Origin of the sequence: Streptomyces sp. V4I23, assembly GCF_030817975.1 — a bacterium.
In the GTDB taxonomy this organism is placed as follows: Bacteria; Actinomycetota; Actinomycetes; order Streptomycetales; family Streptomycetaceae; genus Streptomyces.
The window spans coordinates 2,035,412-2,057,761 of sequence record NZ_JAUSZW010000004.1 but is presented as its reverse complement, the minus strand read 5'-3'; the positions used below and the strand labels follow the sequence as shown (position 1 = coordinate 2,057,761).

Annotated in this window: 15 protein-coding genes, 1 pseudogene and 1 riboswitch; of the genes and pseudogenes, 10 read left to right on the top strand and 6 right to left on the bottom strand. The window is 72.6% G+C overall.

Translation table 11 applies throughout. The annotated features are described in order from the left end of the window. Positions 1 to 260 precede the first annotated feature (260 nt). Positions 261 to 1,379 carry a GTP-binding protein gene (locus QFZ82_RS11435; RefSeq protein WP_307713071.1) on the top strand — a complete coding sequence of 373 codons (1,119 nt, stop codon included), beginning with the start codon at positions 261 to 263 and terminating at the stop codon, positions 1,377 to 1,379. Here the strand turns inward: QFZ82_RS11435 and QFZ82_RS11430 are convergent. Continuing rightward, on the bottom strand, positions 1,376 to 3,826 hold the full coding sequence (locus tag QFZ82_RS11430; RefSeq protein ID WP_307713070.1) for a DNA topoisomerase (ATP-hydrolyzing) subunit A: 2,451 nt from the start codon (positions 3,824 to 3,826) through the stop codon (positions 1,376 to 1,378). The genes QFZ82_RS11435 and QFZ82_RS11430 overlap by 4 nt on opposite strands. A gap of 242 nt (positions 3,827 to 4,068) precedes the next feature. Between QFZ82_RS11430 and QFZ82_RS11425 the strand changes: the two genes are divergently transcribed. The 4 genes from QFZ82_RS11425 (at position 4,069) to QFZ82_RS11410 (ending at position 9,219) form a co-directional block, all read left to right on the top strand. Then, positions 4,069 to 5,439 (top strand): pitrilysin family protein, encoded by a 1,371-nt coding sequence (locus tag QFZ82_RS11425; RefSeq protein WP_307717693.1) that lies wholly within the window; start codon positions 4,069 to 4,071, stop codon positions 5,437 to 5,439. Between the two features lie 17 nt (positions 5,440 to 5,456). Further along, positions 5,457 to 6,824 (top strand): M16 family metallopeptidase, encoded by a 1,368-nt coding sequence (locus QFZ82_RS11420; protein WP_373429412.1) that lies wholly within the window; start codon positions 5,457 to 5,459, stop codon positions 6,822 to 6,824. 230 nt (positions 6,825 to 7,054) lie between these two features. After that, a riboswitch (cyclic di-AMP (ydaO/yuaA leader) is annotated at positions 7,055 to 7,213 on the top strand. Positions 7,214 to 7,226: 13 nt separating this feature from the next. Next, entirely contained in the window at positions 7,227 to 8,006 is a 780-nt protein-coding gene (locus QFZ82_RS11415) for a M23 family metallopeptidase (RefSeq protein WP_307713068.1), read from the top strand. A gap of 535 nt (positions 8,007 to 8,541) precedes the next feature. After that, on the top strand, positions 8,542 to 9,219 hold the full coding sequence (locus QFZ82_RS11410; RefSeq protein WP_307713067.1) for a GntR family transcriptional regulator: 678 nt from the start codon (positions 8,542 to 8,544) through the stop codon (positions 9,217 to 9,219). A 197-nt stretch (positions 9,220 to 9,416) separates the two neighbouring features. Here the strand turns inward: QFZ82_RS11410 and QFZ82_RS11405 are convergent, their stop codons facing one another. Beyond that, complete coding sequence (locus QFZ82_RS11405) at positions 9,417 to 9,698, bottom strand: HPr family phosphocarrier protein (protein WP_177151638.1); 282 nt, start codon at positions 9,696 to 9,698, stop codon at positions 9,417 to 9,419. A gap of 164 nt (positions 9,699 to 9,862) precedes the next feature. On the opposite strand from QFZ82_RS11405, the gene QFZ82_RS11400 reads away from it, so the two are divergent. The 4 genes and pseudogenes from QFZ82_RS11400 to QFZ82_RS11385 all read left to right on the top strand — a co-directional run bounded on the left by QFZ82_RS11400 (position 9,863) and on the right by QFZ82_RS11385 (position 15,837). Then, on the top strand, positions 9,863 to 13,312 hold the full coding sequence (locus QFZ82_RS11400) for a GNAT family N-acetyltransferase (RefSeq protein WP_307713066.1): 3,450 nt from the start codon (positions 9,863 to 9,865) through the stop codon (positions 13,310 to 13,312). A 37-nt stretch (positions 13,313 to 13,349) separates the two neighbouring features. After that, positions 13,350 to 13,934, top strand: coding sequence for a DUF5998 family protein (locus QFZ82_RS11395; protein ID WP_307713065.1), 585 nt, complete (start codon positions 13,350 to 13,352; stop codon positions 13,932 to 13,934). After that, positions 13,934 to 15,137 (top strand): annotated as a pseudogene (locus QFZ82_RS11390) (alkaline phosphatase family protein). The gene QFZ82_RS11395 and the pseudogene QFZ82_RS11390 overlap by 1 nt, the downstream one beginning before the upstream one ends. A gap of 49 nt (positions 15,138 to 15,186) precedes the next feature. Beyond that, positions 15,187 to 15,837 (top strand): thymidine kinase, encoded by a 651-nt coding sequence (locus QFZ82_RS11385; protein ID WP_307713064.1) that lies wholly within the window; start codon positions 15,187 to 15,189, stop codon positions 15,835 to 15,837. Positions 15,838 to 15,874: 37 nt separating this feature from the next. Here QFZ82_RS11385 and QFZ82_RS11380 read toward each other — a convergent pair whose 3' ends face one another. Continuing rightward, positions 15,875 to 16,663, bottom strand: a complete 789-nt coding sequence (locus QFZ82_RS11380; RefSeq protein WP_307713063.1) for a VOC family protein — start codon at positions 16,661 to 16,663, stop codon at positions 15,875 to 15,877. 240 nt (positions 16,664 to 16,903) lie between these two features. Between QFZ82_RS11380 and QFZ82_RS11375 the strand changes: the two genes are divergently transcribed. After that, complete coding sequence (locus tag QFZ82_RS11375; RefSeq protein WP_307713062.1) at positions 16,904 to 17,734, top strand: sulfurtransferase; 831 nt, start codon at positions 16,904 to 16,906, stop codon at positions 17,732 to 17,734. 228 nt (positions 17,735 to 17,962) lie between these two features. Here QFZ82_RS11375 and sepH read toward each other — a convergent pair whose 3' ends face one another. The 3 genes from sepH to QFZ82_RS11360 form a co-directional block, all read right to left on the bottom strand. Continuing rightward, positions 17,963 to 19,009: a septation protein SepH gene (gene sepH / locus QFZ82_RS11370; protein WP_307713061.1), complete on the bottom strand. Its 1,047-nt coding sequence runs from the start codon at positions 19,007 to 19,009 to the stop codon at positions 17,963 to 17,965. 782 nt (positions 19,010 to 19,791) lie between these two features. After that, on the bottom strand, positions 19,792 to 21,099 hold the full coding sequence (locus QFZ82_RS11365; RefSeq protein ID WP_307713060.1) for a D-arabinono-1,4-lactone oxidase: 1,308 nt from the start codon (positions 21,097 to 21,099) through the stop codon (positions 19,792 to 19,794). Further along, on the bottom strand, positions 21,080 to 22,330 hold the full coding sequence (locus QFZ82_RS11360; protein WP_307713059.1) for an MFS transporter: 1,251 nt from the start codon (positions 22,328 to 22,330) through the stop codon (positions 21,080 to 21,082). The genes QFZ82_RS11365 and QFZ82_RS11360 overlap by 20 nt, the downstream gene beginning before the upstream one ends. Between the last annotated feature and the right edge of the window lie 20 nt (positions 22,331 to 22,350).

The window sequence follows — 22,350 nt, the reverse complement described above, 5'->3', positions numbered from 1 at the left end:
GCGACCGGGCACCGGACCGGGCGGAGTGCGGGCGCAGCCCACCGGTGAGCGGTCGTCGACTGCATGACTGCTGACTCCCAGAGTGCCGAGCGGCTCTGACCGGCGGGGAGGCGGAGACGACGGCGCACGGAGGGAACGCCGAGGCGCTCCCTCCGGGGCCGTGTCGAATGTGTGCCCGGTACGCGCTGCTAACAATCGTTCACTTCACGTGCGCCCTTATCCTGGGCCGCCGGAGCAGTCCAACCGTCCGAGGTGCAGCAGTGAGCCCGAGCACGTCGCAGATCCCCGTCGTCGTCCTCGCGGGCTTCCTCGGATCAGGAAAGACCACGCTGCTCAACCACCTGCTGCGCCGCAACGGCGGCAACCGCATCGGTGTCGTCGTCAACGACTTCGGGTCGATCGAGATCGACGCCATGACCGTCGCCGGGCAGGTCGGTTCCACGATCTCCCTCGGCAACGGCTGCCTGTGCTGCGCCGTCGACGCGAGCGAGCTGGACGACTATCTCGACAAGCTCACCCGCCCCTCGGCGCGGATCGACGTCATCGTCGTCGAGGCCTCCGGGCTGGCCGAGCCGCAGGAGCTCGTGCGGATGATTCTCGCCAGCGACAATCCCCGGATCGTGTACGGAGGGCTCGTCGAGGTCGTCGACGCCGCCGAGTTCGACAACACCAGGGCCCGGCATCCCGAGCTCGACCGGCACCTCGCCGTCGCCGACCTCGTCGTCCTCAACAAGACCGACCGCGTGGACGAAGCCGGACAGGAGCGGCTGCGGGACACGCTCGCCGAGCTCGCCGGGGCCACACCCGTCGTCTCCGCGCAGTACGGACGGGTCGATCCCGCCCTGCTCCTGGACCCTGCCGTACGGCCCGAACAGGAGGAGAAGGTCCGCCAGCTCTCCTTCGAGGACCTGTACGCGGAGGCGTACGACCGCGGGCACGGCCACGGGCACGAGGGGCATCTGCACGCCGCGTACGACAGTGTCTGCGTCGCCCTCGACGTACCGGTGCACCCGCGACGGCTCATGGCGTTCCTCGACTCCAGGCCCGCCGGGCTGTACCGGATCAAGGGCTTCGTCGACTTCGGCGCGGCGGATCCGCGCAACCGGTACGCCGTCCACGCGGTCGGGCGCTTCCTGCGCTTCTCCCCGCAGCCCTGGCCGGCCGGCGAGCCGCCCATGACGCAGCTCGTGCTCATCGGCTCCGGCATCGACGCCGCAGGGCTCCGCAAGGAGATCGAGGCCTGCGCGCTGAGCGGACCCGGGGACCGCCCCGACGAGCGCAGCATGTGGGGCGTCCTGCGCTACGTGCCCACTCAGCCGGACGGGGTGGACGAGCCGGGGGAGCCGGACGGGACCGGCACCCCCGACCAGGAGCTCTAGCTCGCGGGACCCGCCAGGACCGCGACCGGTGACGTCAGCGGCGTGCCCGAGCCGTCACGGCGCGGGTCGAGCTCCGGCAACTGCGCCGGTGCGCCGTTCTTCTGCGCCGCGCGCGCCGGGGTTGCGCCGGCCCAGGCCAGGACCAGCATGTCCTCGCCCTTCAGGAAGCGCTGGCAGCGCACACCCCCGGTGGCGCGCCCCTTGCGCGGGTACTGGTCGAACGGCGTGAGCTTCGCCGTCGTCGGAGCCTCGTCCAGCGTGCCCTGCGAGCCGGCCACCGTGAACACCACCGCGTCCCCGGCCGGGTCGACCGCGGTGAACGAGATCACCTCCGCACCCTCCGCCAGCTTGATACCGGCCATACCGCCTGCCGCCCGGCCCTGCGGCCGCACCTGCGCGGCGGGGAAGCGCAGCAACTGCGCGTCGGAGGTGATGAAGACCAGGTCCTCCTCGCCCGTACGCAGCTCCGTGCCGCCCACGATCCGGTCCCCGTCCTTGAGCGCGAAGACCTCCAACTCGTCCTTGTTCGACGGATAGTCGGGGACCACCCTCTTGACCACGCCCTGCGCGGTGCCGAGCGCGAGGCCCGGCGAGGACTCGTCCAGCGTGGTGAGACAGATGACCTGCTCGTCCGCCTCCAGCGTCAGGAACTCCGCGACCGGAGCACCGCCCGCCAGGTTGGGGTCGGACGCCGTGTCCGGCAGTTGCGGGAGCTCGATCACGGACAGGCGCAGCAGCCGCCCGGCCGACGTCACCGCACCCACCTCGCCGCGCTGCGTCGTGAGCACCGCCGAGACGATCACGTCGTGCTTGGTGCGCTTGGTGCCGTGGTCCTCCAGCGGCTCACCGGTGGCGGTGCGCGCCAGCAGGCCCGTCGAGGACAGCAGTACGCGGCACGGGTCGTCCGCGACCTGGAGCGACGCGGCGGGCGCGGGCACGCCCGCGGACTCCAGCAGCACCGTGCGCCGCGGGGTCCCGAACTTCTTGGCCACCGCGGCGAGTTCGGCGGAGACCAGCTTGCGCAGCTCGGAGTCCGACTCCAGGATCCGGGTGAGCTCCTCGATCTCGCTGTTGAGCCGGTCGCGCTCGCTCTCGAGCTCGATCCGGTCGAACCGGGTCAGGCGCCGCAGCGGAGTGTCGAGGATGTACTGCGTCTGGATCTCGCTCAGCGAGAAGTGCTCGATCAGGCGTTCCTTGGCCTGGGCGGAGTTGTCGCTGGAGCGGATCAGGCGGATGACCTCGTCGATGTCGAGCAGGGCGACGAGAAGTCCCTCGACCAGGTGGAGCCGGTCGCGGCGCTTGGTGCGGCGGAACTCGCTGCGCCGGCGCACCACGTCGAACCGGTGGTCCAGGTAGACCTCCAGCAGTTCCTTCAGCCCCAGCGTGAGCGGCTGGCCGTCCACCAGCGCCACGTTGTTGATGCCGAAGGACTCCTCCATGGGGGTCAGCTTGTACAGCTGCTCCAGGACGGCCTCGGGGATGAAGCCGTTCTTGATCTCGATGACCAGGCGCAGGCCGTGCTGCCGGTCCGTGAGGTCCTTGACGTCGGCGATGCCCTGCAGCTTCTTCGCCGAGACCAGGTCCTTGATCTTGGAGATCACCTTCTCGGGACCGACCGAGAAGGGCAGTTCGGTGACGACCAGGCCCTTGCGGCGGGCGGTGACCGTCTCGACGGACACGGTGGCGCGGATCTTGAACGTGCCGCGGCCGGTCTCGTAGGCGTCCTTGATCCCGCCGAGGCCGACGATCCGGCCGCCGGTCGGCAGGTCGGGGCCGGGCACATGGCGCATCAGCGCTTCGAGGTCGGCGTGGGGGTATCTGATCAGGTGCCGCGCCGCGGCGATGACCTCGCCCAGATTGTGCGGGGGCATGTTGGTCGCCATGCCGACCGCGATGCCGGAGGCCCCGTTGACCAGAAGGTTCGGGTAGGCGGCGGGGAGGGCGACCGGCTCCCGCTCCTGGCCGTCGTAGTTCGACTGGAAGTCGACCGTGTCCTCGTCGATCGACTCCGTCATCAGACTGGTGGCGTCCGCCATGCGGCACTCGGTGTACCGCATGGCGGCCGGCGGGTCGTCGTTGCCCAGCGAGCCGAAGTTCCCGTGGCCGTCGACGAGCGGCAGGCGCATCGAGAACGGCTGCGCCATGCGCACCAGGGCGTCGTAGATCGACGCGTCGCCGTGCGGGTGCAGCTTGCCCATCACCTCGCCGACGACGCGGGCGCACTTCACGTAGCCGCGGTCGGGGCGCAGGCCCATCTCGTTCATCTGGTAGACGATGCGGCGGTGCACCGGCTTCATGCCGTCGCGGGCGTCGGGCAGGGCGCGGGAGTAGATCACCGAGTACGCGTACTCGAGGAAGGAGCCCTGCATTTCGTCCACGACGTCGATGTCGAGGATCCTCTCCTCGAAATCGTCCGGCGGTGGGGTCTTCGTGCTGCGGCGGGCCATCGCGGCTGCTGCTCCTTCACGTACCAGGCTGGATCTGACGCCGACCATTGTGGACCGTCCCGCTGACAACGTGGACCGCGACCCGGGTACGGGGGCCGCCGCGGCCCCGCGGCCGCGTCCCCCACGAGCGGGCGAACAACGCCGACCGGCGGCCGGGAACTTCGCCAGGTGTCAGCACGCTTGCATACAGTGGCAGGTCTGGCAGCACATTCAGCATCGCGATCGAAGGGACGTACATGCCCATGGGTCACACGGCCACAGCTCAGGCCGACTCCGGCGGCCTGACAGCGACCGAGCACCGCCTGGCCAACGGCCTGCGCGTCGTGCTCTCGGAGGACCACCTGACCCCGGTCGCCGCGGTCTGCCTCTGGTACGACGTCGGCTCCCGTCACGAGGTCAAGGGCCGTACAGGACTCGCCCACCTCTTCGAGCACCTCATGTTCCAGGGCTCGGCCCAGGTGAAGGGGAACGGCCACTTCGAGCTCGTCCAGGGCGCCGGCGGCTCGCTGAACGGCACGACCAGCTTCGAGCGCACCAACTACTTCGAGACCATGCCCGCCCACCAGCTGGAGCTGGCGCTCTGGCTGGAGGCCGACCGCATGGGCTCGCTGCTGGCCGCGCTCGACGACGAGTCGATGGAGAACCAGCGCGACGTCGTCAAGAACGAGCGCCGCCAGCGCTACGACAACGTGCCGTACGGCACGGCGTTCGAGAGGCTGACCGCCCTCGCCTACCCCGAGGGCCACCCGTACCACCACACGCCGATCGGCTCGATGGCCGACCTCGACGCGGCGACCCTCGAGGACGCCCGCGCCTTCTTCCGCACCTACTACGCGCCGAACAACGCGGTGCTGTCGGTCGTCGGGGACATCGATCCGCAGCAGACGCTCGCATGGATCGAGAAGTACTTCGGCTCCATCCCGTCCCACGACGGCAAGCAGCCCCCGCGCGACGGCACCCTGCCGGACGTCATCGGCGAGCAGCTGCGCGAGGAGATCGTCGAGGAGGTCCCCGCCCGCGCCCTGATGGCCGCCTACCGCCTCCCGCACGACGGCACCCGCGAGTGCGACGCCGCCGACCTGGCGCTCACCGTCCTCGGCGGCGGCGAGTCCTCGCGGCTGCACAACCGCCTGGTGCGCCGCGACCAGACGGCCGTGGCCGCCGGGTTCGGGCTGCTGCGCCTGGCCGGTGCCCCGTCGCTCGGCTGGCTGGACGTCAAGACCTCCGGCGGCGTCGAGGTTCCGCAGATCGAGGCCGCCGTCGACGAGGAGCTCGCGCGGTTCGCGGCCGAGGGCCCGACGCCCGAGGAGATGGAGCGCGCCCAGGCCCAGCTCGAGCGCGAATGGCTCGACCGCCTCGGCACCGTTGCCGGCCGTGCCGACGAACTGTGCCGTTACGCCGTCCTGTTCGGCGACCCGCAGCTGGCGCTGACCGCCGTACAGCGCGTCCTCGACGTCACCGCCGAGGAGGTGCAGGCGGTCGCCGAGGCCAGGCTGCACCCGCGCAACAGGGCCGTCCTGGTCTACGAGCCCATCTCCGCCGACGACAGCGACATCAGCGACGAGGCCGCGGCGGCCGACGAGAACGACGAGCACAAGGGGGCGGACCAGTGAGCGACGCTGCCGTGACCATGGACTTCCACTCGCAGCCCACCCCCGGCACCGCCCGGCCCTGGGCCTTCCCGGCCCCCGAGCGCGGCACCCTGGACAACGGGCTGACCGTGCTGCGCTGCGACCGCCCCGGCCAGAAGGTCGTTGCCGTGGAGATCCTCCTCGGCGCGCCCCTGGAGGCGGAGCCCGAGGGCCTCGACGGCGTCGCCACGATCATGGCCCGCGCCTTTTCGGAGGGCACTGACAAGCACAGCGCCGAGGACTTCGCCGCCGAGCTGGAGCGCTGCGGCGCCACGCTCGACTCGCTCGCCGACCACCCCGGTGTCCGTGTCTCGCTGGAGGTCCCCGCATCCCGGCTGCCCAAGGGGCTCGGTCTGCTCGCCGACGCCCTGCGCGCCCCCGCCTTCGCGGCGGGCGAGGTCGACCGGCTCGTCCGCAACCGCCTCGACGAGATCCCGCACGAGATGGCCAACCCGGCCCGCCGCGCGGCCAAGCAGCTCTCCAAGGAGCTCTTCCCGTCGTCCCTGCGGGTGTCCCGGCCGCGCCAGGGCACCGAGGAGACGGTGGCGAGGATCGACTCCGCGGCCGTACGGGCCTTCTACGAGGCGCACGTTCGGCCGTCCACGTCGACCGTCGTGATCGTCGGCGACCTCTCCGGGATCGATGTGGACGCGGTCCTCGCCGAGACCCTCGGGGCCTGGACGGGCGACAAGGCGCCCACCCGGCCCGTGCCGGCGATCACGGCCGACGACACCGGCCGGGTGTTCATCGTCGACCGCCCCGGCGCCGTTCAGACGCAGCTGCTGATCGGCCGTACCGGCCCCGACCGCCACGACAGCGTCTGGCCCGCCCAGGTGCTCGGCACGTACTGCCTGGGCGGCACGCTGACCTCCCGGCTCGACCGCGTCCTGCGCGAGGAGAAGGGCTACACCTACGGCGTACGGGCCTTCGGCCAGGTGCTGCTGTCCGCCCCGGACGGCTCGGGTGCTTCGATGCTGGCCATCAGCGGTTCCGTGGACACGCCGAACACCGGCCCCGCGCTGCAGGACCTGTGGACGGTGCTGCGCACGCTGGCGGCGGAGGGGCTCACCGACGCCGAGCGCGACGTCGCCGTGCAGAACCTGGTCGGCGTCGCCCCCCTGAAGTACGAGACCGCGGCGTCGGTCGCGGCCACGCTCGCCGACCAGGTCGAGCAGCACCTCCCGGACGACTACCAGGCGCAGTTGTACGCCCGCCTGGCCGCGACGGGCACGGTGGAGGCGACCGCGGCTGTGGTCAGCGCGTTCCCCGTGGACCGTCTGGTCACGGTGCTGGTCGGCGACGCGGCGCAGATCGAGGCCCCGGTCAGGGCGCTCGGGATCGGTGAAGTGACCGTCGTCAGCGGCTGATCGAAAGCCGCGCATCAGAAGAGGCGCACAGAACGGGTGCGATGCATCCAAACGGAACCCCGGCTTCGAGTCGTATGCCGGGGTTCCGTGCTATGTCCGGCTTGTTGGGGAGATGGCCTGTCTGCCCTGTGGCATGCGCTACAAAAGGCGCTGTCCGTTTGGTGATCGACGGATGACCTGCCTAGCGTCGGTCCGGCTGTCCGCCTGGATCACGCCGCACCCGCGGCATCGGACAGTCATCGCCGAGTCCCCTTCAGGCGCGAGCCCGGGGAGCCGGGGACCCAGTCCCCTGGGGTGAATCGGACGCCTTCGCCCGCGCGGAGGGGCCCGTAGGAGACCTTCCTGCTCCGAACCCGTCAGCTAACCCGGTAGGCGAGAAGGAAGGAAAGGACCAGCCTTTTCATGGCGTTCACCCGTGCCACCGGGAAGCACCGTGCCCCGAGCCGTCTGACGCGCAGGAGCCGGAACATCGCCGGCGTCGCGACTCTGGCCACCACCGGCGTCATCGGAAGCCTCGCCTCCCCGGCGCTCGCCGCCGACGCCGAGCCCTCGGTCGAGGACACCGGCCTCACCCAGATCGTCTCCATGGGGTCCATCGCCGACGAGATCGCCGACCAGGCCGCCGCCCAGAAGCAGGAGGCCGCCGAGGCGGCCGCCAAGGCCCGGGCGAAGGCGAAGGCCGAGGCCGAGGCGAAGCGCAAGGCCGAGGCGCGCGCGAAGGAGGCCCGCGAGGCCAAGGAGCGCGCCGCCCGTGAGGCCGAGCGCCGCCGCCTGAACTCCTTCCGGCTGCCCGTCGCCGGCTCGTTCGTGACCACCGGTTACCAGGCCGGCGGGTCCCTGTGGTCCTCCGGCAGCCACTCCGGCGTCGACTTCCGCGCCGCGTCCGGCACGTCGGTCGTGGCCGTGGGCGCCGGCACCGTCGTCGAGGCCGGCTGGGGCGGCGCGTACGGCAACAACATCGTGCTGCGCATGAACGACGGCACGTACACCCAGTACGGCCACCTGTCGTCGATCAATGTCTCGGTCGGCCAGCGGGTGATGCCCGGCCAGCAGATCGGCCTCGCGGGCTCGACCGGCAACTCGACCGGACCGCACCTCCACTTCGAGGCCCGGACCTCGCCGGAGTACGGCTCCGACATGAACCCGATCGCGTATCTGCGCGCCCGCGGCGTAAGCGTCTGACCCGGCGTCCTCGCGAAGACCCCCGGCGTACGCCGGGGGTCTTCGCGCTTCGGCGACGGTGCCTCCGACGCCCGGCAGCCTCACCGTCCGCCGCCGGTGCGTTCGGCTGCACGCCGCGTACCGCTCGGCGGACGCCCCTGCCGCCGACCGCGCTCGGCGTCCGGCACCGCTCGTCCCGACCGCGAGGCGGTCCCGCCGGCCCGGTCGGCGGGATCCCTGGCGGCCCTGGCTGTGTCCCACGGCCGGTTTCTGGCGCTGCCGGGGGCGGCTGTGCTGCGGTCTCCGCGGCCGTCCCTCTGCCTGTGGCCGGATGTGAGCCGTGGGCCTCGGGTGTGTCCGACGGCAGGTTTCTCGCGCCGCGGGCCGTCTCCGGCGGTCCGGCGACGCGCGACGCGGGGATCGTATTACGTCGTTTCCGGCCAAAAGATATCCATGGATTCCGGTCGGCCATCGGAAAATCCCGTGGACTGGAATAGAGTCACCGGACACGAGTCAATCGGCTGCGTTTCGCGCGGATCAAAGCGGAGGTTCGGACATGCGCATTCCCGCGCACTCTGTATGCACAGCGATCCGCGACGACATCGTCTCCGGTGTGTTCGAGCGGGGCAGCCGGCTCACCGAGGAGAACCTCGCGCGCCGCTACGGGGTCTCCCGCGTCCCGGTCCGCGAGGCCCTGCGGACCCTGGAGTCGGAGGGCTTCGTCGTCACCCGCCGCCATGCCGGCGCGCACGTCGCCGAGCCCACCGAGCAGGAGGCGGCCGACCTGCTGGAGATCCGCATGCTGCTGGAGCCGCTCGGCGCCGCGCGTGCCGCCCAGCGGCGCACCGAGGCCCATCTCAAGGTGCTGCGCGGCCTGGTGAGGCTCGGTCAGGAGAGAGCACGCCGCGGGCAGGGCGAGGACCTGCGCTCCCTGGGCGCCTGGTTCCACGAGACGCTCGCGCAGGCCTGCGGCAGTCCGGGGCTGACGGCCCTGCTGACCCAGCTGCGGCACAAGATCGCCTGGATGTACGCCGTCGACCAGCCGGCCGTGCCCGTCGAGTCCTGGGCCGAGCACGGCGCGATCGTGGACGCGGTGGCGCGCGGGGACGTGGAAAGGGCTCGGGCCCTCACGGCACTCCACGTGGAAAAGGCGGCGGCCGCGCACCGGCTGCGACGCCCGGACCGGGTGAGGACTTCGCAACATTCCGTAAACATTGCGAGCGTCCGTAATTAACAATCGAGCCGTATACAAGAAGGGTTTATTCGAGAGTCTTCTCGGGGCCCTGCTTTCGGCTCGCCGGAATTCTTTTGTGCCGAGACGGAGCAGGAACGGATAAAGCCGCGGGTTCCTCAGTCGTGGAACGCCGCGGCTTCGCCGTGGTTCTCGCGCGCCCGCCGGACGGGCCGGAGTGCCGGAATCGCGTCGGAGGGTCAGACCGTCTCGGGCAGCTCGTCGAGGCCCTCGGCCACAAGCTTGGCCAGGCGGTCCAGCGCGGCGTCGGCGCCGTCCGCGTCGGAAGCCAGCACGATCTCCTCGCCGCCCTGCGCGCCGAGGCCCAGCACGGCCAGCATGGAGGCGGCGTTGACGGGATTGCCATCGGCCTTGGCGATCGTCACCGGAACGCCGGCGGCCGTCGCGGCACGAACGAAGATGGAAGCGGGGCGGGCGTGAAGGCCCTCGGCCCAGCCGACATTGACGCGACGCTCAGCCATGGTGTTGCCCTTCGAGTCTCAACGAGTTGTCTAGACCAGTCTCTCATGCGCTCCGGCGTGCTTCCGTCGGCGTCCGGATGGTGGTCACGGGCCCCGCGGAGCCCTCTCAGGGTGCCTGTCCACAACCACCCACGCGACCCGTGACTGGGCCGTACGCTTGGCCCATGCAGACCTCGTCGGAGCACGCCTACCCCGATCACTGGGAAGCAGACGTGGTGCTGCGCGACGGCGGCACCGCGCGCATCAGGCCCATCACCACCGAGGACGCCGACCGGCTCGTCAGCTTCTACGAGCAGGTCTCCGACGAGTCGAAGTACTACCGCTTCTTCGCGCCCTACCCCCGCCTGTCCGACAAGGACGTCCACCGTTTCACCCACCACGACTACGTGGACCGGGTGGGGCTCGCGATGACGGTCGGGGGCGAGTTCGTCGCGACCGTCCGCTACGACCGGATCAACGCACAGGGCCGCCCGGCCAGCGCTCCCGCCGACGAGGCCGAGGTCGCCTTCCTCGTCCAGGACGCCCACCAGGGGCGCGGGATCGCCTCCGCCCTGCTGGAGCACATCGCCGCCGTGGCGCGGGAGCGCGGCATCCGGCGGTTCGCGGCCGAGGTCCTGCCCGCCAACAACAAGATGATCAAGGTGTTCAGGGACGCCGGGTACACCCAGAAGCGCAGCTTCGAGGACGGCTCCGTCCACCTCACCCTCGACCTCGAGCCGACCGAGGAGTCCCTCGCCGTGCAGCGCGGTCGCGAGCAGCGGGCCGAGGCCCGTTCCGTGCAGCGCCTCCTCGCGCCGGGCTCGATCGCGGTGATCGGCGTGGGCCGCCGGCCCGGCGGCGTCGGCCGCACCACCCTGCGCAACCTCCTGGGCGCCGGCTTCACCGGCCGGGTGTACGCGGTGAACCGCGCCTTCCCCGAGGGGCGCACCGAGGTGGAGGGCGTTCCGGCCGTCCGCTCGGTCGGCGAGGTCGGGGAGCCCGTCGACCTCGCGATCGTCGCCGTCCCCGCCGAGCGGGTGACCGAGGTGGTCGCCGACTGCGGCGAGCACGGCGTCCAGGGCCTGGTGGTCCTGAGCGCCGGATACGCCGAGAGCGGCGCGGCCGGCCGGGAGCGCCAGCGCGAACTGGTGCGCCAGGCCCGCTCGTACGGCATGCGGATCATCGGGCCGAACGCCTTCGGCATCATCAACACCGCGGACACCGTCCGGCTCAACGCCTCCCTCGCCCCCGAGTCCCCCGCGCCCGGGCGCATCGGCCTGTTCACCCAGTCCGGCGCGATCGGCATCGCGCTGCTCGCGGGTCTGCACCGGCGCGGCGCGGGGCTGTCGTCGTTCATCTCGTCCGGCAACCGCGCGGACGTCTCGGGCAACGACTTCCTCCAGTACTGGTACGAGGACCCGGGCACCGACGTCGCCCTGCTCTACCTCGAGTCCCTCGGCAATCCGCGCAAATTCACCCGGCTCGCCCGGCGCACGGCGGCGGTCAAGCCGGTCGTCGTCGTCAAGGGCGCGCGGCACAGCGGCAGCGCGCCGCCCGGGCACGCGGTGCCGGTGACGCGGATGCCGGACGCGACGGTCGGCGCGCTGATGCGTCAGGCGGGCGTGATCCGCGTCGACACCGTGACCGAGCTGATCGACGCGGGGCTGCTGCTCGCGGGCCAGCCCCTGCCGGCCGGGCCGAGAGTCGCGATCCTCGGCAACTCCGAGTCTCTCGGGCTCCTCGCGTACGACGCCTGCCTCACCGAGGGGCTGCGCCCGCTGCCGCCGCTCGACCTCACGACCGAGGCCACGCCGGCGGACTTCCGCACAGCGCTGGCCCGGGCGCTGGAGGACGACGCGTGCGACGCCGTCGTCGTCACGGCGATCCCGTGGGTCGGTGAGAACGGCGTCACGGAGTCGGGCGACGGCGAGGTGCTGGCCGTCGCCCTGCGCGACGCGGCGGCCACGAGCCCGGCGAAGCCGGTGGCGGTGGTCCACGTCGAGATGGGCGCGCTGGCGGACGCGCTCTCGGCGGCGTCGAGCACAGCCCCCCGCGCTCGCGCGGACGCGCCGCCGTCCGCCGCCGCCGAGACGGGCGCCGGTGGCCCGTCGGTGCGGGCGGACCGCGGGGGCGAGGACGCGTCGGTGCCGGACGACCGGCAGCCCGATCCGGGAGCCGCATCGGCTGCCGCTGCCGCCGCGGCGCCGGGGGACCGGCAGGCCCGGAGCGTGGAGAGCGCCCCGGGTGACGAGGGCGCCTCGCAGCCGGCGGAGGCCGGCGCGACCGGCGCCGGCGGTGGCTCGGTACCGGCCTCGGCGCAGCCGCGGGCGGGGGTTTCCGCCCCGGTGGACGCGCACGGGGACGGGGGCGCGTCGCCGGCCGGAGGCGGACGCGCGGCCGAGGCGACGTCCCGCTCCGGCGGCTCCAGGTCATGGTTCGGTCTGCGGGGCCGCGTGTCGGGCAGGCCGTCCGGCTCCGCCGGCGCGGGACGCCGGCCCGGCGCGGACGGGCACACGTCCCCAGGCGAACGGGGGACGCGATCGGCCGACGCGCCCCACGGCTCGGGCAGCCGCCCGGCCGGTGACCAGGGCACGCCCGCCCCCAGTGGCACTCCCTCCCGCGCCCCCGGTCCGGGCAGCGGCCCGGCAGAGGCCGCGGCCGGCGGCTCCGCCCCTGGCACGCGGGGGCCCGCAGCCGACCCGTCGGGCACCCCCGCCCCGGCCGCGCACGGCACCGTTGGCACATCCGCCCCCGGCGACGACACGCGGCGCATCCCCGCCTATCCCGCCGCGGAGCGTGCCGTGCGGGCGCTGGCCGAGGCCGTCAGGTACGCGCAGTGGCGGCGGCAGGCAGCCGAGCCGGGCAGGGTGCCCGAGTACGACGACATCGACGAGACGGGTGCCGCCGCCCAGATCGAGCGGTTGCTCGGCGACGACGGCGACGCCCGCGGCTTCACCCTCGGCCAGGCCGACACCCATGAGCTGCTCGCCCGCTACGGCATCCGCGTCCGGCCCGCGCTGCCCGCCTCGGACACGGATTCCGCCGTCGAGGCCGCGCGGCGCCTCGGCTACCCGGTCGCCCTCAAGACCACCGCCCCCCACCTGCGCCACCGCGCCGACCTCGGCGGCGTACGCCTCGATCTCGCCGACGAGACACAACTGCGACAGGCGTACGAGGAGTTGACCGGCTCCCTCGGCAAGCCCGCCGAGCTCCAGCCCGTCGTCCAGGCGATGGTCCCGCGCGGGGTCGACACCGTCGTGCGCGCCGCCATCGACCCCGCCGCCGGTGCCGTGCTGTCCTTCGGACTCGCGGGCCCGCCCTCCGAGCTGCTCGGCGACACCGCGCACCGCCTGGTCCCCGCCACCGACCGCGACGCCGCCGAGCTGGTCCGCAGCATCCGCACCGCCCCTCTCCTGTTCGGCTGGCGCGGCTCCGCGCCCGTCGACACCGCCGCGCTGGAGGAGCTGCTGCTGCGGGTCTCCCGGCTGGTCGACGACCACCCCGAAGTAGTGTCGATCGGACTCGAACCGGTCGTCGTCGCACCGCAGGGCCTCTCCGTGCTCGACGCGTCCGTACGCCTCGCACCCCCACCCCCGCGCACCGACCTGGGCCCCCGCCGGCTCCCCAGCTACTGAGCGCTCGGAGCCCCCGAGGCCCCGTAGGATGGACGGCATGGCGAAGACCGGTACGACGACCCAGGGGCTGCGCGCGGCGATCGAGCGCAGCGGCTACTACCCGGCCCTCGTGGCCGAGGCGGTGGAGGCCGCCGTCGGTGGCGAGCCGATCTCGTCGTACGTCGTGCACCAGGAGACCACGTTCGACGCCAACGAGGTCCGCCGCCATGTCACGGTCCTCGTCCTGACGGCGAACCGGTTCATCGTCAGCCACACCGACGAGCAGGCCGCCGACGACAGCTCCCCGACGCCGTACGCCACCACGTCCACCGAGTCGGTCAAGCTGGACCGCATCTCGTCCGTCGTGGTCAGCCGGGTCGTCGCCAACCCGGAGTCGTACACCCCCGGCACACTGCCCCGTGAGGTCGTGCTCACCATCGGCTGGGGCGCCGTCTCCCGCATCGACCTGGAGCCCGCCGCCTGCGGCGACCCGAACTGCGACGCCGACCACGGCTACACCGGCACCTCCACCGCCGACGACCTCAGCCTGCGGGTGAGCGAGGCGGGGGACGGCCCCGACACCGTGCGCCAGACGCTCGCCTTCGCCCAGGCGCTCTCCGAAGCCACGGCGGCCACCCGCTGATGGTCCAGCCCGCACAGAGTGCTGTCTGGCCGGACGAGCCCACTCCGCTCGCACTCGACACCGCGCCCGTTCCCGAGTACGGCAGCGGCTCGCTCGCGGATCTGCTGCCCACCCTGGCGGCAGGCCAGGGCGTCCCCGGGCTCGGCCGGGGCATCCCGGAACTGACCCCCGCCGACCGCAACTGCGTGTTCCTCATCGACGGTCTCGGCTGGGAGCAGATCCTGGCGCACCCGGACGAGGCCCCGTACCTGACCTCCCTGCTGGGCACCTCGCGCGGTGGCACGGGGCGTCCGATCACCGCCGGGTTCCCCGCGACGACCGCGACCTCGCTCGCCTCCGTCGGCACCGGCCTGCCGCCCGGCGTGCACGGTCTGCCCGGTTACACCGCGCGCAATCCGGAGACCGGCGAGCTGATGAACCAGCTGCGCTGGAAGCCCTGGACCCCGCCGCGCATCTGGCAGCCGTACCCGACCGTCTTCCAGCTCGCCGACGAGGCGGGCGTGCACACGGCCCAGGTGTCCTCGCCGACGTTCGAGCAGACGCCCCTCACCAAGATCGCGCTCAGCGGCGGAACGTTTCACGGGCGCCTCTCCGGCGAGGAGCGCATGGACCTGGCGGCCGAGCAGCTCGCCGCCGCCGACCGCTCCCTCGTCTATACCTACTACAGCGAGGTCGACGGCAAGGGCCACCGCTTCGGCGTCGACTCCGACGCCTGGCGCGGCCAGTTGATGTACGTGGACCGGCTGGTGCAGCGCCTCGCCGAGCAACTGCCGCCGCGGGCCGCACTGTACGTCACCGCCGACCACGGCATGATCGACATTCCCTTCGGGCGCGCAGTCCCGTATCGACTTCGACGAGGACTGGGAACTGCGCGCCGGTGTCGCCCTGCTGGGCGGCGAGGGCCGGGCCCGCCATGTCTACGCCGTGCCGGGTGCCGAGTCCGATGTGCTCGCGGTCTGGCGGGAGGTGCTCGGCGAGCAGTTCTGGGTGGCCGGGCGCGACGAGGCGATCGCCGCGGGCTGGTTCGGCGACCGCGTCGACGAGCGGGTGTACGGACGGATCGGCGACGTCGTGGCCGCGGCCCACGACGACGTGGTGATCATCGCGTCGGTCAACGAGCCGAACGAGTCGGCCATGGTCGGCATGCACGGGTCCATGACCCCCGTCGAGCAGCTCGTCCCTCTCCTCGAAGTACGCTCGTAGCCTCCGTACGCCGACCGCTTCCCACGACCCGAAAGGTCCTCGACCTCCCATGCCCGAGCTGGTGTTCTTCTCCGGAACGATGGACTGCGGAAAGAGCACCCTCGCTCTTCAGATCGAGCACAACCGGTCGGCGCGCGGCCTGCAGGGCATGATCTTCACGCGGGACGACCGTGCGGGCGAGGGCAAGCTGTCCTCACGCCTCGGGCTGGTCACGGACGCCGTCGAGGCGGCCGTGGGCTTCGACTTCTACGCGTACCTCGTCGACCGGCTCTCCAAGGGCGGCCGCTGCGATTACGTGATCGCCGACGAGGCGCAGTTCCTCGCGCCCGAGCAGGTCGACCAACTGGCGCGCATCGTCGACGACCTGGAGCTGGACGTCTTCGCCTTCGGCATCACCACCGACTTCCGCTCCAAGCTCTTCCCGGGCTCCCAGCGGCTCGTCGAACTGGCCGACCGCGTCGAGGTGTTGCAGGTCGAGGCCCTGTGCTGGTGCGGTGCGCGCGCCACGCACAACGCCCGCACCGTCGGCGGCGAGATGGTCGTCGAGGGCGCGCAGGTCGTGGTCGGCGACGTCAACCAGTCGCCGGACGAGATCGGTTACGAGGTGCTGTGCCGGCGCCACCACCGGCGCCGGATGACGGCGGCCACGGCCCGCGCGGCAGCCCTGTCCCCGGACGTCCTGCCCGTCGGTGGCGCCTGACCACGAGCCGCCGGCGCGTCCGCCGTCTGAATCCGCCTCAGCCGCGTTCCGTCCGGACGACCGTGAACACCGCGCCCTCGGGGTCCGCGACGGTCGCCTCGCGCCCGGCGGTCCCCGGACCGGGCGGCCGGATCACCCGCCCGCCCAGCTCGACGACCCGCCGCGCCGCCGCGTCGGGATCCTCGACCTCGAAGTACGTCATCCAGTGCGGGCCGCGGTCACGCGGCAGCGCGTTGCCGACGCCGTGCACCGACGCCACCGGCCTGCCGCCGACGAGCAGCGTCAGACGGTCCTTCTCCGCGGAGTCGTCCGCGCCGGAGGGGACGCTCGCCCGCGCCTCGTGGCCGAAGACCACCTGGTAGAACTTGCTCACCGAGGTGTCCCGGGCGACCAGCTCGTTCCACACCGGGGTGCCGTGCGCGCCGTGGACGGCGGTGCCGGTGTGCGCCGCCGCCTGCCAGACGCCGAAGACCGTACCGACCGGGTCGGAGGCGATGGCCAGCCGTCCCTCGTCCCCGGCGACCAGCGGGCCCACGCCCACGGTGCCGCAGGCGCTCCTGATCGCCTCGGCCGTCGCGTCCGCGTCGTCCGTCGCCAGATACGGAGTCCAGGCCACCGGCAGGTGACGGTCGGCGGGCAGGCGACCGATCCCCGCCACCACCTTGCCGTCGAGCAGCCCTCGGACGTACGGGCCCAACTGCTGCGGGCCGGGCGTGAACTCCCATCCGAACAGCGACGCGTAGAACTCCTGCGTCGCGTCAAGGTCGTGCACCATCAGGCTCACCCAGCAGGGTGTGCCGGGCGCGCGCCGAGTCGCCTCGGTCATCGTCACTCTCTCCTCGGACCATCGTGGTGGCCGTGCGGGGACGGGCGCGCCGTTGTGCGGAAGGACTGTGCGCCCGAGCAGATGCTTTCACCACCGGGCGCCCACTGTGTCCCGGCCGCGCCGGATGTGGCGGGTTCCCGCCGGAGCATGCCCGTTCTGCCGCCGGTCATCCGCGTCGGAGTGCGTTGACGGTCCGGCGATCGGTGCGGTCCGGCGACCCGGTGCGCGAGGATGGCTTGTATGACACCCATCATCTCCGCGGCTGATCTCGCGACCGAACTCGCCGGCCCGACGCCGCCGGTGCTGCTCGACGTCCGCTACCAGCTCGGCGGACCGCACGGCAGGCCCGCGTACGAGGCCGGACACATCCCCGGCGCCGTCTTCGTCGACCTCGACGCGGAGCTGGCGGGGGCGCCCGGAGCGGGCGGGCGCCACCCGCTGCCCGACGTCGACGCCTTCGGCGCGGCGATGCGCCGCGCGGGCGTCGGCGCCGGCACGCCGGTCGTGACGTACGACGGCGACAAGGGCTGGGGCGCGGCCCGCGCCTGGTGGCTGCTGCGCTGGGCGGGGCATTCCGATGTACGGGTCCTCGACGGCGGACTCGCCGCCTGGACGGGGCCGCTGGAGACGAAGGTGCCCGAGCCCGCGGAGGGCGACTTCGTCCCGGCGCCGGGCGCGCTGCCGCTCCTGGACGCCGACGGCGCCGCACACATCGCCCGCGAGGGGCTGCTGTTGGACGCGAGGGCGGGGGAGCGGTACCGGGGCGAGGTGGAGCCCATCGACGCCGTGGCGGGTCACATCCCCGGCGCGGTCTCGGCCCCGACCACGGAGAACGTGGACGAGGCGGGCCGCTTCCTGCCGCGCGAGCAGCTGGTCGCGCGCTTCGTCGGCCTCGGTGCGGGCGAGGACGCGAAGACCGTCGGCGTCTACTGCGGCTCGGGCGTCTCCGCGGCGCAGCAGGCGGTCGCGCTGGAGCTGGCGGGCTTCGTCCCGGCGCTGTACGCGGGCTCCTGGTCGGAGTGGTCACGCGACCCGTCCCGCCCGGTCGCCACGGGCCCGAACCCGTCCTGACGCCCGCCGCGGTACGGCGGCGCGAGCCCCGGCACCGCTCGGAACGGGCGCTCTCCGCACGGGAGCGCTCGGTGGCCATGGGCCGGGCCCGACCTGAACTCCGCTCGTCACGAGACCGGGTCCGCCGCAAGCGGCCGCGCTGGGCTGGTCGCCGCCGCTGCGCGGTCGTCCGCGCGCGCCGAAGGGCCGGCACCGTACCGGTGCCGGCCCTTCGGCGAACCTCTGTCGCTACTCCTGCTTCTTGCGGCGCGTGCCGAAGACGATCTCGTCCCAGCTCGGCACCGCCGCCCGGCGGCCGGGGCGGACGCCGTCCGCCTCGGCCTGACGGTCCGTCGTGCCGGTCAGCCGGTCGCGGTGGCCCGCCACCGAGCGCGGCATGAGCACGTCCGCGTACGCGGACCCCGCGCCGGCCGACGCCGCGGGAGCCACCGGCTCCTCCTCGGCCTCGGGCTCCTGCACCGGGTCGAGCGCGGCGGGCTCCGGCTGTGCCGTGCGCTCCGGGACGACCATGTCGCCGCGGAAGTTCGGCACGGCCTCCAACAGGCTGGTCAGCGAGTCCCGTTCGCCGTTTTCCTCCGGATCGGCGACGGGGCCCACGGCAGGCCGGTCGATCTGGCGGTCCAGGGCACGGTCCAGCGGCCGGTCCCTCGGCAGCCGTGCGATGCGCGGGACGAACGGGAAGCTCGGCTCCTGCGCGATCGTGTCGTCCGTCTCGCCGATCAGCGCGCGCGCCTCGTCGTCGACGGCCTGCACGAGCCGCCGCGGCGGGTCGTAGGTCCAGCTCGCCGAGTGGGGTTCGCCCGCCACGAGATAGACCAGCAGGACTTCCCAGGTGCCGTCGTCACGGCGCCACGAGTCCCACTGCACGGTGTCCTTCTCGGCGCCGCGCAGCAGCAGCCGCTCCTGCACCGCTTCACCGAGCTGCGGGCCGGTGTTCTCGCCGGGGCGGCGTACGGGCGTCTTCCGGGCCCGTTCCGCCATGAACGCGCGCTCGGCCAGCACAGGGCCCTCGAAGCGGCGCACCCGGTCGACGGGGATGCCGGCGAGCTGCGCGACCTCTTCGGCCGAGGCGCCCGCGCGTATGCGCGCCTGGATGTCGCGGGGGCGGAGATGGCTCTCCACCTCGATCTCGATCTGACCGAGACGGGCGCGGTCGTTGCGTACGGCGGCGCGCAGCCGCTCATCGATCGGAAGCGTGTATTCCGTGCTGTCCGCAGCCTTGAGCACCAGTCGTGTGCCGTCGTTGGAGACGGCCACGACACGCAGTTCGGGCATGGGGACCTCCCGGGTGGTGCCTGCCGACGTCACCTGCGTCGCTGCTTCCGCTAGTCGAGTGTGGCCTGCCCGGGTGCAGCCTGCCACAACCTTGCCGAGTTGCCCGGCGTGTCGGGCACAGGCCCTTGATCGCCGTTATGGCACGGTTATCTATTTGCCACTCAGAGTGATCGGAGCTCACTCTGAGCAATAGATTCCCGTGCGGTGCCGCGGCGCCGCCGGATCGAGCGCCGCTTTCGGCCCCCTACCTGGGGTCCGAACACCGTGAGGGTGCTTGGGCCCAGGGCTCGCCACAGTACTCCATTCGGGCCATCGGGGTGGACTGCCGCGCCGCCGAACTTCTCGCCGCCCGTGGGAGTTGGGTTGCCGAACCGGGGGTGACCAGGTGTTGTGCTTCACAGAAACGGCAGAAGCGGAACTATCCGCTACGCCCAACTGTCACTCCTTGGTGCACGACCTGACGGACAGGTGGACAGAGGCGGGCGGCAGAAGCTAAGGGACCGTCATCGCGCCCGAGTCGTCGGTGTGGTGGCCATCTGCGGCGGTCCGCTGAGTCCAGTGCGTCTTCGGCGGAACCGGCGGGCGGCTGCGCGAAGCCACCGTCCAGGCGAGACCGAAGGGCCGCCGAGCCCCTGTCGGCGCCGACGGCCGGACATCCGCAGGCTGCCCGCCGGAGGGGGCGAAGCGCGCCGCCCGAGGGCGAGTTCGGGGAAGCGAGCACGTACGGCACCCGCGGACGCGGCGGGAAGCGGCCCGCCGCCGCGGCCCCGACCCTGCTCCGGTCAGTCGCCCAGGACCCGCCGCAGATAGGGGTTCTGGAACATCCGGTCCGGATCCAGTCGGTCCCTGAGGGCCGTGAACTCGCCGAATCCGGGGTACACCTCGGCGAGGTACGCGGCGTCCCGCGTGTGGATCTTGCCCCAGTGCGGCCGTCCGGCGTGCGCGGTCATGATCCGCTCGACGGCGGTGAAGTAGGAGCGGTACGGCGTCCCCCGGTACATGTGGACGGCGACGTACGCGCTCTCCCGGCCCGACGCCGTCGAGAGCGTGATGTCGTCCGCCGGGGCGGTGCGGACCTCCACGGGGAAGCTGATGCGCAGCGGCGAGCGGTCCACCATGGCCCGCAACTCGCGCAGCACGTCGACCACCGCCTCGCGCGGCACCGCGTACTCCATCTCCACGAACCGCACCCGGCGCGGAGATGTGAAGACCTTGTAGGGAATGTCCGTGTACGTGCGGGCGGACAGGGCTCTGCTGGAGATACGGGCGATGGCGGGGACCGCCGCCGGGAACGCGCGACCGACCGAACAGGCGACCTGGAACACCCCGTTGGACAGCAGCTCGTCGTCGATCCAGCCGCGCACGGCACCGGCCGGGGCGGCGGGGCCGGCACTGCGGTTGTTGCGCTTGGTGTTGCAGTTGCCGGTGTGCGGGAACCAGTAGAACTCGAAGTGCTCGTTCTCCGCGTGGAGCGCGTCGAAGTCCGCGAGCACCCGGTCGAGGGGCATCGGTTCCTCGCGGGCGGTCAGCAGGAAGACCGGTTCCACGGCGAACGTGATCGCGGTGACCACACCCAGGGCGCCGAGCCCGATGCGGGCCGCCGCGAAGACCGCTCGTTCTTCGGCGGTCCCCTTCTCGGAGCACGTGAGCAGCGAGCCGTCCGCCGTCACCAGTTCGAGGCTCTTGATCTGCGCGGCGAGCGAGGCCGATTCCCGGCCGGTGCCGTGGGTGCCGGTCGAGGTGGCGCCGGCGACGGTCTGCTCCATGATGTCGCCCATGTTGGTGAGCGACAGGCCCTCCCGTGCCAGGGCCGCGTTCAGCCGCCTGAGCGGAGTGCCCGCCTCCACCGTCACGGTCATCTCCGACCGGTCGATCCGCCGGATCCCGGTCAGCAGGTCGGGACGGATCAGCAGCCCGTCGGTGGCGGCGATGGCGGTGAACGAGTGGCCGCTGCCCACCGTCTTGACCCGCAGCCCGTCCTCGGCCGCGCGGCGCACCGCGTCGGCGAGCTCGTCCGCCGATGCCGGACGGGCCTCGCGCTGCGGTGTCGAGGCGACGGTCCCCGCCCAGTTACGCCACGTGCTCTTCACGCTCTTCGGACTGTTGCGAGTCCCGCTCACGCTGTCCCTCCCGCGTCGGCACCGGCCTGCGCAGCCGGCGGTACCCCAGGAACGCCACCACGGCCGCGAGCACTCCCGCAATGCCGGGCACCCCGTACCCCGCGGCAGCGCCGTGCGCGTCGACCACCCAGCCGGCGGCCGACGAACCGAGTGCCACACCGACCGCGAGCCCCGTACTGGTCCAGGACATGCCCTCGGTCAGTTTGCTGCGCGGTACGTGGGCTTCGACGAGGGCCATGGTCGTCACCATCGTCGGTGCGATGGCAAGGCCCGCGACAAAGAGCGCCACGGCCAGGAACGGCAGGTTCCCGGCCAGTTGGAGGGGGATCATACTCACGGCCATCGCACACACGCCGAGCACCCACCTGCGCGACGGCTCGCCCTTGAGGTGCAGCAGTCCGAACACGGCGCCGGCGAGGCAGGAGCCCAGCGCGTACACGGCCAGCACCAGGCTGGCGGCCGCCTTGTGGCCCTCCTCCTCGGCGAACGCCACGGTCACCACGTCCACCGCGCCGAAGATCGCACCCGTGGCGACGAACGCGGCCACCAGCACCTGCAGCCCGGGCGAGCGCAGGGCGCTGCCGCCCGTGTGCTGCTCGACGGGATGCGGCTTCGGCTCGGTGGCGCGCTGGGCGGTGAGCCACCAGACGCCGACGAGCAGGAAGAGTGCGGCGAGCAGCGGACCGGCCTCCGGGAACCACACCGTCGACAGACCGATCGAGACGATCGGCCCGAAGATGAAGCAGACCTCGTCGATGATCGACTCGAAGGAGTACGCGGTGTGCAGTTGGCGCGCCGAGCCCTGGTAGATCTCGGCCCAGCGCGCCCTCGTCATGGCGCCGACGCTCGGCACGCAGCCCGCCGCGGCCGAGAAGACGAACAGCGTCCAGTCCGGCATGCCCTGCTGCGCGCAGACCAGCAGACCCGCGACGGCCGCGACGGCGGCCAGCGTGGCCGGGCGCAGCACCCGCCGCTGGCCGTGCCGGTCGACGAGGCGCGAGATCTGCGGCCCCAGCACGGCGGCGGACATCGCGAGCGTCGCCGAGAGGGCACCGGCCAGTCCGTAACGGCCGGTGATCTGCGAGATCATCGTGACGATGCCGATGCCCATCATGGACAGCGGCATCCGGCCGAGGAGGCCGGCCGTGGAGAACCCCAGGGTGCCGGGGGCGGCGAAGATCGCGCGGTAGGGACTGGGCAAGGAGCACTCCGGTAAGGCGT